General features: G+C 42.2%; 15 protein-coding genes. 5 read left to right on the forward strand and 10 right to left on the reverse strand.

Annotation, left to right across the window (positions count from 1 at the left end; all coding sequences use genetic code 11):
* Window positions 1-18: 18 nt before the first annotated feature.
* From frdD to ABWV72_RS06855, 7 genes are all read right to left on the reverse strand, one after another.
* On the reverse strand, window positions 19-411 hold the full coding sequence (gene frdD / locus ABWV72_RS06825) for a fumarate reductase subunit FrdD (protein WP_353369515.1): 393 nt from the start codon (window positions 409-411) through the stop codon (window positions 19-21).
* On the reverse strand, window positions 408-791 hold the full coding sequence (locus ABWV72_RS06830) for a fumarate reductase subunit C (RefSeq protein WP_353369517.1): 384 nt from the start codon (window positions 789-791) through the stop codon (window positions 408-410). Before ABWV72_RS06830 ends, frdD begins: the two co-directional genes overlap by 4 nt.
* On the reverse strand, window positions 788-1,507 hold the full coding sequence (locus tag ABWV72_RS06835; protein ID WP_216049901.1) for a succinate dehydrogenase/fumarate reductase iron-sulfur subunit: 720 nt from the start codon (window positions 1,505-1,507) through the stop codon (window positions 788-790). Before ABWV72_RS06835 ends, ABWV72_RS06830 begins: the two co-directional genes overlap by 4 nt.
* Complete coding sequence (gene frdA / locus ABWV72_RS06840; RefSeq protein WP_353369519.1) at window positions 1,504-3,288, reverse strand: fumarate reductase (quinol) flavoprotein subunit; 1,785 nt, start codon at window positions 3,286-3,288, stop codon at window positions 1,504-1,506. The genes ABWV72_RS06835 and frdA overlap by 4 nt, the downstream gene beginning before the upstream one ends.
* Before the next feature lie 247 nt (window positions 3,289-3,535).
* Entirely contained in the window at window positions 3,536-4,285 is a 750-nt protein-coding gene (locus tag ABWV72_RS06845) for an SDR family oxidoreductase (protein ID WP_216049903.1), read from the reverse strand.
* Between the two features lie 35 nt (window positions 4,286-4,320).
* Window positions 4,321-5,022 (reverse strand): histidine phosphatase family protein, encoded by a 702-nt coding sequence (locus ABWV72_RS06850; protein ID WP_342807162.1) that lies wholly within the window; start codon window positions 5,020-5,022, stop codon window positions 4,321-4,323.
* 119 nt (window positions 5,023-5,141) lie between these two features.
* On the reverse strand, window positions 5,142-6,368 hold the full coding sequence (locus ABWV72_RS06855) for an acyl-CoA dehydrogenase family protein (RefSeq protein ID WP_353369522.1): 1,227 nt from the start codon (window positions 6,366-6,368) through the stop codon (window positions 5,142-5,144).
* Between the two features lie 106 nt (window positions 6,369-6,474).
* Between ABWV72_RS06855 and ABWV72_RS06860 the strand changes: the two genes are divergently transcribed.
* Together ABWV72_RS06860 and ABWV72_RS06865 are read left to right on the forward strand one after the other, a co-directional pair.
* Complete coding sequence (locus ABWV72_RS06860) at window positions 6,475-7,491, forward strand: LysR family transcriptional regulator (protein WP_353369524.1); 1,017 nt, start codon at window positions 6,475-6,477, stop codon at window positions 7,489-7,491.
* A gap of 34 nt (window positions 7,492-7,525) precedes the next feature.
* Window positions 7,526-8,662 (forward strand): DNA alkylation repair protein, encoded by a 1,137-nt coding sequence (locus ABWV72_RS06865; protein WP_353369526.1) that lies wholly within the window; start codon window positions 7,526-7,528, stop codon window positions 8,660-8,662.
* Between the two features lie 11 nt (window positions 8,663-8,673).
* On the opposite strand, the gene ABWV72_RS06870 is transcribed toward ABWV72_RS06865, so the two are convergent.
* The 3 genes from ABWV72_RS06870 to ABWV72_RS06880 are packed head-to-tail and all read right to left on the reverse strand — an operon-like array spanning window position 8,674 to window position 10,033.
* Window positions 8,674-8,820 (reverse strand): DUF3301 domain-containing protein, encoded by a 147-nt coding sequence (locus tag ABWV72_RS06870; RefSeq protein ID WP_353369528.1) that lies wholly within the window; start codon window positions 8,818-8,820, stop codon window positions 8,674-8,676.
* Window positions 8,821-8,842: 22 nt separating this feature from the next.
* Window positions 8,843-8,986 (reverse strand): hypothetical protein, encoded by a 144-nt coding sequence (locus ABWV72_RS06875; RefSeq protein WP_353369530.1) that lies wholly within the window; start codon window positions 8,984-8,986, stop codon window positions 8,843-8,845.
* Between the two features lie 9 nt (window positions 8,987-8,995).
* Window positions 8,996-10,033 (reverse strand): DUF3549 family protein, encoded by a 1,038-nt coding sequence (locus tag ABWV72_RS06880; RefSeq protein WP_353369532.1) that lies wholly within the window; start codon window positions 10,031-10,033, stop codon window positions 8,996-8,998.
* A 142-nt stretch (window positions 10,034-10,175) separates the two neighbouring features.
* Between ABWV72_RS06880 and ABWV72_RS06885 the strand changes: the two genes are divergently transcribed.
* Genes ABWV72_RS06885 through ABWV72_RS06895 form a run of 3 tightly spaced genes read left to right on the forward strand, consistent with a single transcriptional unit; the run spans window position 10,176 to window position 11,738 of the window.
* The gene (locus ABWV72_RS06885; protein WP_353369534.1) at window positions 10,176-10,502 is read left to right on the forward strand and encodes a YqcC family protein; all 327 of its coding nucleotides are present in this window, start codon (window positions 10,176-10,178) and stop codon (window positions 10,500-10,502) included.
* 2 nt (window positions 10,503-10,504) lie between these two features.
* The gene (gene truC, locus ABWV72_RS06890) at window positions 10,505-11,260 is read left to right on the forward strand and encodes a tRNA pseudouridine(65) synthase TruC (protein WP_342807168.1); all 756 of its coding nucleotides are present in this window, start codon (window positions 10,505-10,507) and stop codon (window positions 11,258-11,260) included.
* Window positions 11,261-11,282: 22 nt separating this feature from the next.
* A complete protein-coding gene (locus tag ABWV72_RS06895; protein WP_216049912.1) occupies window positions 11,283-11,738 on the forward strand; it encodes a flavodoxin domain-containing protein in 456 nt (151 codons plus the stop codon).
* Window positions 11,739-11,906 lie beyond the last annotated feature (168 nt).

Raw genomic sequence — 11,906 nt, forward strand, 5'->3', positions numbered from 1 at the left:
AGACCTAAAAAAAGGCCCTTAAGCAATCACACCCGTTAGCCAAATTCCAAGGGTTAACACGCCTATTAAACTGGCAACACCATAACAAATCACTTTGATGAGTCCATGGTGTTGCACTTTTAGGTCGTGTAAACCGTGGCGAATCCGGTGCGCTGCATGGAAGCCTGGCAAAATGATAAAGGCGCCGCTAAACATCAGTCCCCAAAAACTGAAAAAACAATTATGAGCTTGCGAATAGCTAAATTCGATCAGTCCTATAGGTTGCAGTAAACCGAAAAATAGGATTGCAGCGGGAATAAATACTGCAAAACAAACACCGCCAGCGCTGAATAATGCCCACCACACAGGTTCACTACTGCGCTGGGGTTTTGAAGAGGTATTTGTCTCTTTCATAGGTGTTTGAACATTCATAAACTTCCCCAAAATAACCAGCTAAATAAAACGATGACTGATAGTACGCCAGCCCATTGCCCTGCTATTAACAAATTGGCTGGTACGCTTATTTGACCAATACGAATCGGCATGACTCTCGGAAATAACTGAAAGAACGTCCATGCGTGGAATAGACTGGCAAACAAGGCTAATGCGTTTATGGCTAGCACCCAAGGTTGGCCCATTGCGGTTTGCCAGTTGGTCCATTGATTTTCACCTTGCCATAAACAGTAAACGCCAGAGACTAAACACAAGATAAAAAACGTGAGGGGCAATACTGTCGCTTCGCGCAACATATAAGCTTTAAACTCATTGTGTTTTAACCACCAGGTTCGAGAAAGCGTTGTGCGATAAGTCATAAATTCCCCTTAAATAATTGGATAATCATGTCTTTAGCTGATTCAACTTTGGATTGATTGACTGCTGCCGCGGGATCTACATTTTTCGGACAGACTTTTGAACAAAAGCCGACAAAGGTGCAGCTCCACGCGCCTTCCTCGGTATTCAATAAAGGCATTCGTTGCGCTTTTCCATGATCACGACTATCTAGGTTATAACGATGTGCTAGGGTAATCGCTGCAGGCCCTAAAAATTCAGGATTTAAGCCAAATTGTGGGCAGGCCGCGTAACATAGTCCACAATTGATACAATCGGAAAACTGCTGGTATTTGGCCATTTGCGCGGGCGTTTGTCGGTTCGCTTCAGTGGGGTTTTTATCATCGGCAATAAGATAGGGTTTGACCGCTTCTAGGTGAGTTAAAAACGCATCCATATCCACTATTAAGTCCCGCTCTACCGGCAAATGGGCTAGCGGTTCTATGACTACTTCGTCGTGGTAGTCACGTAAAAATACTTTGCAGCCTAGTTTCGGAACACCGTTGACCATAAGTCCGCATGAGCCACAAATCGCCATTCTACAAGACCAACGAAAGCTCAATGAAGGATCTAGCTCTTCCTTGATGTAATTGAGGGCATCAAGCACCGAAGTGCTGTCGTCAACGGGAACGTTAAATTGTTGAACAAAAGGGCTTTGAGATGTTTCTGGTAGATAGCGAGCTATACTGATCGTTTTCATGATGAGACTCCTTTGCCTGCATCACCATAGGCTCTTGCTGCTGGTGGTAATAACGAAATATCAACCGGCTGCCAAGCTAAATGCGCATCACCATTGGCTTGATAATAAACCAGACTATGTTGTAAATACTGCTCATCGTCACGCTGGGTGCAACCTTCATCAAGGCGCTGGTGAGCACCTCTAGATTCACGGCGCAATAACGCCGCTAAGCAGGTTGCTTCAGCCACATCTATACCAAACCCAAGCTCGATACACTGCAATAGCTCGGTATTGTAGCCAAGGCTTTTATCTGCGATTGTTATTTGTTGATAGCGTGTTTTGAGCTCTCGGATGGTGTTCAACGTTTGCTGTAATCCTGCTTGATCGCGATAAATTCCACAGCCTTGTTCCATGGTTTTTAATAACTCTCGTTTTATCGCTACCCAACTTTCTCGACCTTGTTGATTACGCAATGTGGTTATACGTTGTTGTTGAACTTCAAACTGAGCTTCTAAATCAGCTGAGGGCGTGAGTTCTCGCTGTTGACTAAATGCTACCGCTTGCTCGCCGGCTAGACGGCCAAATACCAATAACTCACTGAGCGAATTGGAACCTAAGCGGTTAGCCCCATGCAGGCCAACCGAAGCACATTCTCCGGCGGCAAAGAGTCCTTTTATTGAGGTTTCACACTTGGCATTGGTGGTGATCCCGCCCATGGTGTAATGCACCGCAGGGCGCACCGGTATAGGCTCCTTGACTGGGTCTACATTGACATAGGATTTTGCCAGCTCACATATAAAGGGAAGGCGTTCGTGTAAGTAGGCTTTTCCGAGGTGCCGTAAATCAAGATAGACAACGTCACTGTCGCCGAAGCGGCCAGTACGTCCTGCCTGTTGTTCATGCCAAAACGCCTGTGACAGTTTGTCTCTAGGCCCCAGTTCCATGTATTTATTTTTAGGCTCACCTACAGGTGTTTCCGGACCTAAACCGTAATCTTGCAGGTAACGGTAGCCCTGTTTGTTGAGCATTAAGCCACCTTCACCACGTGAGGCTTCAGTAATCAGTATCCCTGAACCTGGCAGGCCGGTGGGATGGTATTGCACAAATTCCATGTCGCGCAGTGCCACACCATGACGATAGGCCAGTGCCATACCATCACCGGTTACAATGCCACCATTGGTGTTGAAGCGAAATAGTCTTCCTGCACCACCGGTTGCCAAAATAACCGATTTAGCTCGAATAAAATGCAATTCACCTGTGGCTATTTCCAAGGCGACAATGCCCGAAATTTGTCCATCATTGACTAACAAATCGAGCACAAAAAATTCATCTAGACGCTGGATTTGATTAAAGCGTAAGGAGGTTTGAAATAACGTATGTAACATGTGGAAGCCGGTTTTATCGGCTGCAAACCAAGTGCGTTCTATTTTCATGCCGCCAAAGCGACGAACTTGCACTGAACCACCTTTTTTGCGGCTCCAAGGGCAACCCCAGTGTTCCAATTGCACTAATTCTTGATGAGCATGGCGCACGAAGTAATCGACTACAGATTGCTCTGCTAACCAGTCACCACCTGCGACAGTGTCTTCAATGTGCGCGGCAAAACTATCATCTTCACGGGTAACCGCCGCTGCTCCACCTTCTGCCGCAACAGTGTGCGAGCGCATAGGATAAACTTTGGAAACTAAACCGATACTTAAATTAAGGCCGGCTGCTTGTGCCTGCTCAGCTGCAGCAATACTGGCTCGTAACCCCGCACCGCCACCTCCAACGATAAGTACATCATAATCTAGGTATTTCATTTGGTCCCATTCCCTATAGATTTGTTATCCAACCCAAAACAAGTATTCGCTAAAAGGTGATATCTCTAGGTAGATAATATAACCATAAATAAACTGTGGTTAATACTGTTAAACGACTAAATAATGACCTTGATCAATTAATTTTATTTAGTGGTCTTGTTTGGGGGCATTTTGTGGGGGAGGAGACTGGGTGTTTTTGGCAGACCGCGATCATAATGAACAAAGCAAGCCATAGCTTGCTCGTTGTTTAACTCATTTTCTTTAACCAGCTCAGTGGAGCTATGCTCAAAATTGGCCGAATGACTGCCCAAGGCCATTTAGGCACGTAGCTGTTTGCGCCTTCTTTTTCTATTTCTTTGATAATTGCTTTACAGCCGGTTTCTGTATCTACAATAAAGGGGACTTTTTTAACTTTTTCGTTAATTTCACTTTTGATAAAACCAGGGTGTACGGTGGATACTTTAATGGGGGTATCCAAAACGTCAATTCTGATTCCTTCAGTGAGTGAACTTAGTCCGGCTTTGGTGGCGGCATAAACGTTCATCGCTCTTCGTGCTCCACGAATCGCGCTTATCGATGAAATGGTCACTAAATGGCCGCTATTCTGCTGTCTGAATATTGCCATTGCAGCTTCACACTGTGCTAATGCCGAAACGAAATTGGTGATGGCTGTCTGCTTATTGGCGTGAAAGTATCCCGTACCTATGGCAGCTCCTTTTCCCATTCCTGCATTAACAATCACTCTGTCTAATTGTCCCAATTCTTGATGAAACTCGTTGAATACTTCGAATACCTGTTCATGGTTGTCTACGTCTAGCGATTTGATTGAGACGGTGATATTTGGGTTGATACTGAGTAGTTCTTGTTTTAATGCTTCTAACCGCTCAATACGGCGAGCGCAAAGTGCCAAATTTCGGTTCATTTTGGCAAATTCAATGGCCATGCCTTTACCTAAGCCTGAGCTGGCGCCGGTAATTAATATGTTTTTTCTGCTCATAATTGGCCTATGTTTTTGAGTTTCATGATTAAAAATTATTTATAGGTGATTAAAGATTTATGTTGACCTTCGAAATGACTATGGTCATTTAAGGTAGACAAAAATACTCTAGATTGGGTGTTTACTAACTTAGTAATACCGCAGTTTACCAGGGTCCAATTTACTTGCATTACATTGCTTGGCGGGATTCCTAACAAATATTGACTAACCACCGAAATCGGTCCGCCGGAGGTGAAAACCGCGACTTTTTTGGCACCTTTTGCGTTGTTAATCACATTTTCCAACGCGCCTTTTATGCGATTCAGGTATCGCTCCCATGACTCGACATATTCGTCACAGTGTTGGCCTGACATCCAGCGATTCATGGCGTCGTTGAATAATTTCTCAAAGGCTGCTTTTGGATTGTTTTGGGTTAATAACCAGTTTTTAACTGAAGGTGCATCAGTAAACTCCGGCCCCATTTGGGCAATTATGTCGTTATGATCGTATTCATTCCAATTGGCATCGAAATTCCAATTCGATTCATCAACTACGGATGACATCCCAGACAAACAATTTTGTAAGGTTTGTTTATGCCGTAACATACTGCCTAAAAACACCTTATCAAAGTCGCCTATCCGAGTCTGTAATGAATTACCTAACAGCTTAGCTTGCTGATGTCCGACATCCGAAAGCTTATCGTAATTTTGTTGGCCAAAAGAGGCTTGGCCATGTCTAATTAAATAAATGGCTGTCAAATTTTATCCTATTAAATCGTTGTTCAAAGCATCAAATAAGCTTGATGGTATCATCAAGCTTATAGCCTAGTGTATTCCCTTAGTATCTTAGATACTTACATTAACCAAGTAGGACAAGCTTACTTGTTCAAGTACTTTTTAAGCTCAATGCGAGTCACCATACCCTGATGCACTTCATCTGGACCGTCTGCAAGTCTGAGTGAACGAGCCCCGGCAGCAAAACGCGCAAGAGGGAAGTCACTGCACATGCCTGCACCACCATGAAACTGGATGGCCATATCAACAACATTTTGCAGCATTCTAGGCACAACCACTTTTATCGCTGATATCTCTGTCATGGCATTCTTTACGCCCCCAGCATCTATTTTCCACGCTGCATTTAAGGTTAGCAGGCGAGCTTGATCTATTGCCATGCGTGCTTCTGCAATGCGTTCTTGGTTGCCTCCCAATTTTATGATTGGTTTTCCAAATGCTTGACGTGACTGTCCACGTAAAATGGCCAGCTCAAGGGCTTTTTCCGCCATACCGATAGCGCGCATGCAGTGATGTATGCGGCCAGGACCAAGTCTACCTTGGGCAATAGCAAAACCTTTACCCATGCCCATGATGATATTTTCTTTGGGTACGCGAACATTGGTAAAGTGCATTTCACCATGACCATAAGGAGCATCGTAATCGCCATAAGCGGTTAGCATGCGTTTAATTTCGATGCCTTTAGTATCAAGGGGAACCAATACCATGCTGTGTTGGGCATGCCGGTCATTTTCAGGATTGGATAAGCCCATAAAGACCGTAACTTTGGCATTAGGGTGGCCTAAACCAGTGCTCCACCATTTTTTACCATTAATTACCGCTTCGTCACCGTCTAGCTCTATGGTCGCCGCCATATTGGTTGCATCCGAAGACGCCACTTCAGGCTCAGTCATGCCAAAAACAGAGCGGATTTCGCCAGCTAACAAAGGAGTTAGCCATTTTTGTTTTTGTGCCTCAGAACCAAAATGGTAAAGCACTTCCATATTGCCCGTGTCTGGAGCATTACAGTTAAAAATTTCAGGGGAGAAGGGGACTCGGCCCATTTCTTCAGCTAAGGGAGCGTATTCTAAGCAGCTCAGTCCTTTGCCTAATTTATCGTCCGGTAGAAATAAATTCCAAAGCCCTTGTTTTCTAGCTTCTTTTTTTAAGTTTTCAACATCCGGGTGAAGCTTCCAGTTTTTCCAATCACCAGCGGGATTCATTTCTTCCATTTCCGCGTAGATCTTGCTCTCGATGGGATAAATGTGTTCTTGCATAAAGGCTTTTACGCGAGCAAGGTAATCTTGTGCTTTTTGACTGTGTTCGAAATGCATAATTGTCTCCGAATAATTAACGTGTTTATCTAGCATAAACACTGTTGTCATCTGAATGAAATGAAATATACTTAATTGGTTGTATGAATTTAATTCATGGTGGAGTGTGGCGGAAATAAAGCAAATTCAAAGGTTAGACTTAAATCTACTGAAAGTATTTGAAAGTCTGTATCTGGAACAAAATATGACAAGAACAGCCGATAGGTTGAATATCACGCCTTCAGCAGTGAGTCATGCGGTTAAAAGGTTACGTGATTGTTTGCAAGATCCCTTGTTCGAACGAAGCCAAAATAAAATGATGCCAACCCCCGCATGTAAACGAATGGCGCCGTTAATTATTGATAACTTGAGCCGTCTGAGACAAATTTTGCAGCAGTGGGGGGAGTTTGATCCACTCACCAGTGAACATCACTTTCGCATTGCTATGCATGATGCCCTTGAGCCCACCATTTTGCCGAGTATTGCCAAGATACTGTTTGAAAAAGCGCCGAATATTACTTTTGCCAGTGTGAAAGTAGAACGTAATCAACTGTCTAAAGCGTTAACCTCAGGACAGTTTGATTTGGCCTTTGATATTGCGATGCCACTCAAGCCGCCGATTCGTCATGAAAACGTTCGCAATGATAAATTTATGATTTTGATGGACAGGCAGCACCCCTTGTTTACTTCTACTCATATTGATGGCTCTAAGGTGAATAGCGCTGAGGTTAGTAGGGTCGAACTAGATGGCCACGGTCAGGATAGCCTGTTAAAACAGCGTATCAGTCAAGAACAATACTTTTCGGCTGAGCACATTAGCGTTTCACATCGTCCAACCGGAGCCGTTTTAGAAGATTTTATGTTCCAAGAACAAGGTTTTACTCGGCAGGTGTCGGTGCGTTGTCAGAATTATTATGCTGCCAAGGAGATACTTAAAGGGTCGCCATTTTTTTTAACACTGCCTAGTTCTATAGGCGCTCGTTTACTGGACAGTAGTTTGGTATCAGTGGCGGTGCCATTTGACATGCCGCTTATTTCTACCCACATGTATTGGCACCAAAATACAGAAGATGACTTAGCTCTGCGCTGGTTTCGAGAAGCGGTGCATAAAATAATGATCGATAATAATCAACCTTTAGCCTAAATCCGTAAACATAAACACATAGCTTGGATGAGTCATGCCTGAACCTCTGAAAAATTTATTTAACAATGATCTCATTGCGCATATGGCCAATCATTTTTCAGCGCATTTTGAGGCATTCGATTGTGCGCTTTTTATCGCAGTTGCATCGAAAAATTTGGCCCATTTAGAATTGAAACAACGTTCGAACCAGATCATGCAGGCAATGAAAGATACTTTACCCGATGACTTCGAACATGCCGCTCAGATTATGCGCAAAAGCTTAGCCGCCGAACATAATAGTGATTTATCTGAAAATTCTGACTTGTTACTAGGGTTAAACGGCTGGGCGATAATGCCGATGGCTGAATATGTAGGGGTTTATGGGCAAGAGAACTTTGACACGTCAATGGCGTTATTCCATGCCTTTACGCAACGATTTACGTCGGAGTTTGGTATACGTCACTTTTTGTTGAGCAAACCTGAAAGGACGCTTAGCAAATTAGTTGAATGGTGTGAAGATGAGAGTCACCATGTTCGACGACTAGCCTCTGAAGGCTGTCGGCCGCGTTTACCATGGGGGATGCAACTGCCTATCTTTATTCAAAACCCGCAACCAATAATTGGCTTAGTAGAAAAATTAAAAGACGACAAAGAAGAGTACGTTCGTCGTTCTGTGGCAAATAATTTGAATGATATTGCCAAAGACCATCCAGATTTAGTGGCTACTACGTTGAAAATCTGGAGTGAAGGTGCAAATCACAACCGCAAAAAACTCATTCGCCATGCAGGCAGAACCTTGCTTAAACAGGGGCATCCAATAGCGTTGCAAAATCTTGGGTATTTTCCCCCTAAATTGAAATTTGTGAAATTAGAAGTTGAGCAGAATCTAGTTGAATTTGGCTCAAAACTGCATTTTTCGCTGCATTTAGACGGGCAATCGGTAAAAGAACAATTGTTAATGATTGATTTTGCAATCCATCATCAAAAAGCGAATGGTGAACTAAAAGCCAAAGTATTTAAATGGAAAAGTATCACTCTTGAACATGGACAGCCATTGTTACTGGCTAAATCTCATCCTTTTAAGGCGATAACCACCCGAAGGTATTACCCAGGAATTCACAAAATCGAAGTGATAATTAACGGGGTGAGTGTTGCGCTGAAAAGTTTTGAACTAAAAATGGATACCCAGTAGGGGCTCGATTGTTAACTTATTCTATAAGCAGGTACATTCACATCATCTACGCTAACTCCGCGCATTTTCAGTAAACCTAAGTAACGTTCTTCGCCAGTGCTGGAAAATTCAAAAGAAAATTCGGTATACCAATCTAGTTTAGCCTTGTGAAAAATCACTTTGGTTTTGCTTCGCGCAATACTAATTAATTGCAGGCCGTTTATTTCGCAATATTTTTTCTAAATAGACTTTCGCTTGTTCTGAAATGCCACGTATCCGCCAAAACTGAAACGCTATCGCTGCGATAATGAATAGAACTAAAATATCTGTGAGATTAAAATTCATTCATTAATCCTAATTTTTATGGGCTGAAAATAGATGCCCGACAGCTATAGATAAGGTTTCAGATTTATTTGGATTTCGTAACATTTGTAACACTTGCTCGCGCAATTCGGGCAATTGTACTAAGTCTTGAAAAATTCCCATAAATAAATCGAAATTGGGATCTGCCTCAGCCACTTTTTCAAAAAAACTAAGTAACTGGTTCTGGTTATTCAAATAATGCCAAAGGCGACCTGAAATAATCACCAAGATATTGTGACTATTGGCCATCTCACTCTCTAATACTTTATCAATGGTTGCCGCCACTTGATTTAAGTTGGTTGTCTGCGACAAGGCGCGTAAGCCATGCTGCCACTTTATTTCATCTTCTGAATGTTGCTTCATCCACGACAAAATGGTTAGCACGCAAGTATCAGGTAGGGGGTAATTCTCCATACTGATCAGTAATTGATACTGCACTTGCTCAGGGAAGTGGGAAAAATGTCGGCATATATTGCTGTGTATTTCTGGTGAGTCTATATCGGCCACTAAATCTGCTAATCCTTGCAGCGCGATACTCTGCCAATCAATCACCATTGGTGAGCTAATATATGCTTTGGCTGCTTCAAAATACTGTGATTTCCCTAACGATAAAACGCCTCTACTTTTGCTGTTGAAATCCGCAATTTGATTTTGATTAGGAATAAACGAGTAAGGGTTATCAGGTAGTTGACCATTTTTTTTGTCGGCGTTTTCTAATTCAGCGCCTAAAGCATCGACAATTATCTGTAAAAAGTGATTGCGGCAGGCGCTAACAATCAGTCCGTTTTCATCTGTGGGTAACTTCACAAACCATATATACTGTTGCTCGGAGCGGGTTTTATCCCAAAAAACAATTCCAAACCAAGCGTGCTGTGCTCTGGCGTAAGCGGGCTTAATTTGACCATTTTCTTGTTCTAAAAATTGTTGACTAGGAATCTCTCGAATGGTTCTTCCCATATCGAATACGCGATAATCAGTACCTGCGTGGAGTAAAAATTCACTAATAGAAGAAATTTCGTGCTTGCTCATAATCAGTTTAGGGTAATATGTTGAGTGTGCTAAATGTGAAGTTGCAGAGTATATCTTTTTGTGTGGCTATTAAAAAGAAATCACAAATAAATAAGCGACTCAAAATGATTAACCCGTCTAAGGTAGTGCCAAATCAATCGTCATGACAATCCTGCATAATGAATTATTCAAGCATCTAGTGAATTTAGAAATCCTAATGCAACAAGAGCAACTTTGGTCGGATAGTGCGCCCACACAAGAAGCGTTAAATAGTGAACTACCATTTGCGGTTGATACACTCAAAATAGAGCAGTGGTTGCAGTTTGTATTCATTCCCAAAATGAAAATACTAATTGAAACGGGTCAGCCGTTACCTGCATCTATTGCCATTTCTCCAGTGATTCATATCACACTGAGCAAAGAAACCTTTCCTTTGATCATTGACGCTGTTAAAAAAATAGATTTATTGTTTGATGAAGGTAAGTCGTAGTCATGAGTTTGAGCATTTTATATCAAGATGAATACATAGTAGCAATTGATAAGCCTGCCGGGTTATTAGTCCATCGCAGTATGATTGATCGTCATGAAACACAGTTTGCTATGCAATTACTTCGTGATCAGCTAGGCCAGCATGTTTTTCCAGTTCATCGTCTTGATAAGCCCACTTCGGGGGTGCTGTTATTTGCTTTATCATCAGACATTGCGAGAATCTTAACCGAACAATTCACCCACAAACACATCGCTAAAACATACTTTGCAATTGTGCGTGGATACTGTCCTGATAGCGGCAGAATTGATTATCCACTAAAAGAAAAATTGGACAAAATTGCTGATAAAAAATCGCGACAGGACAAACCTGCGCAAGATGCTATTACCGACTATCAATGTTTGCACAAATTTGAGTTACCCTTTGCAGTTGGTCGTTATCAAACAGCTCGTTATTCACTCGTTAAACTGCATCCTTTGACTGGCCGAAAACATCAGTTACGTAGGCATATGGCGCATATTCGTCACCCGATAGTTGGCGATACTACACATGGCGATGGCAAGCAAAACGCGTTTATAAGGGACCAATTTGGCTTGGCAGGTTTAGGATTAACCTGCAGTGAAATGATTATTACTCATCCAATAACACAAAATACGCTGAAAATTAGCTGTCAATTTGATATAAGAATGAAAGCTATAATTGAACAATGGGGCCTAGACCTCAATCAACTACAACAACTAACTAACCTGAATGGAAGTTAGTCAATCTGAGGAACATTATACAATGGTAGACGTGGGAATTTTTGTGGGCTCTGTATACGGTAATGCTCAGCATGTTGCAGAGCAAGTAGAGGAAATGTTAGCCGAAAAGGGACACAATGTAGAACTCTTTATTGATGGAACCTTAGATAATTTTAAACAAACCAAATCAGTGATTTTTATCAGCTCAACAACCGGGCAAGGGGACTTACCACCGAACTTAGAGTTTTTGATCATGGATATGAAAGACACTATGCCATTGATGGATCAAAAACCCTTTGCCGTTGTTGGCTTAGGTGATAGTAGTTACAGTGATAGCTTTTGTGGCGCGGGTAAGCAAATATTTGAGGTGCTTGTTGAGCTTCAAGGGCAACCGGTCGCCGATCTTTTCATTGTAGATGTTATGGAAACTTTAGAGCCTGAAGCAGAGGTTTTACCATGGATAGAAAGTATTTTGCCGAAACTTATAGCTTCCCAGTAATACTGTAATAATCCCAATCCTAGAGAAATACGCACAATTAAAGGTAACTGGAATTTTTAAGCAAATTTAAAAAATTCCAGATTATCTTTGTATATCTAAAGCCAAGGCTTCCCTGTAAATATTGATTTAATCAGAGCGCTTTCTTTTTAAGCAAAAATAGCCGTATAC

Origin of the sequence: Aliiglaciecola sp. NS0011-25, assembly GCF_040370605.1 — a bacterium.
In the GTDB taxonomy this organism is placed as follows: domain Bacteria; phylum Pseudomonadota; class Gammaproteobacteria; order Enterobacterales; family Alteromonadaceae; genus Aliiglaciecola; species Aliiglaciecola lipolytica_A.

What these genes read in the sequence shown, in the direction of transcription:
- ABWV72_RS06895 (WP_216049912.1), top strand. Translation starts at nt 11,283, where the DNA reads ATGGTAGACGTGGGAATTTTTGTGGGCTCTGTATACGGTAATGCTCAG.
- ABWV72_RS06855 (WP_353369522.1), bottom strand. Translation starts at nt 6,368, where the DNA reads ATGCATTTCGAACACAGTCAAAAAGCACAAGATTACCTTGCTCGCGTA.
- frdA (WP_353369519.1), bottom strand. Translation starts at nt 3,288, where the DNA reads ATGAAATACCTAGATTATGATGTACTTATCGTTGGAGGTGGCGGTGCG.
- ABWV72_RS06880 (WP_353369532.1), bottom strand. Translation starts at nt 10,033, where the DNA reads ATGAGCAAGCACGAAATTTCTTCTATTAGTGAATTTTTACTCCACGCA.
- frdD (WP_353369515.1), bottom strand. Translation starts at nt 411, where the DNA reads ATGAATGTTCAAACACCTATGAAAGAGACAAATACCTCTTCAAAACCC.
- truC (WP_342807168.1), top strand. Translation starts at nt 10,505, where the DNA reads ATGAGTTTGAGCATTTTATATCAAGATGAATACATAGTAGCAATTGAT.
- ABWV72_RS06845 (WP_216049903.1), bottom strand. Translation starts at nt 4,285, where the DNA reads ATGAGCAGAAAAAACATATTAATTACCGGCGCCAGCTCAGGCTTAGGT.
- ABWV72_RS06885 (WP_353369534.1), top strand. Translation starts at nt 10,176, where the DNA reads ATGACAATCCTGCATAATGAATTATTCAAGCATCTAGTGAATTTAGAA.
- ABWV72_RS06830 (WP_353369517.1), bottom strand. Translation starts at nt 791, where the DNA reads ATGACTTATCGCACAACGCTTTCTCGAACCTGGTGGTTAAAACACAAT.
- ABWV72_RS06875 (WP_353369530.1), bottom strand. Translation starts at nt 8,986, where the DNA reads ATGAATTTTAATCTCACAGATATTTTAGTTCTATTCATTATCGCAGCG.
- ABWV72_RS06835 (WP_216049901.1), bottom strand. Translation starts at nt 1,507, where the DNA reads ATGAAAACGATCAGTATAGCTCGCTATCTACCAGAAACATCTCAAAGC.
- ABWV72_RS06865 (WP_353369526.1), top strand. Translation starts at nt 7,526, where the DNA reads ATGCCTGAACCTCTGAAAAATTTATTTAACAATGATCTCATTGCGCAT.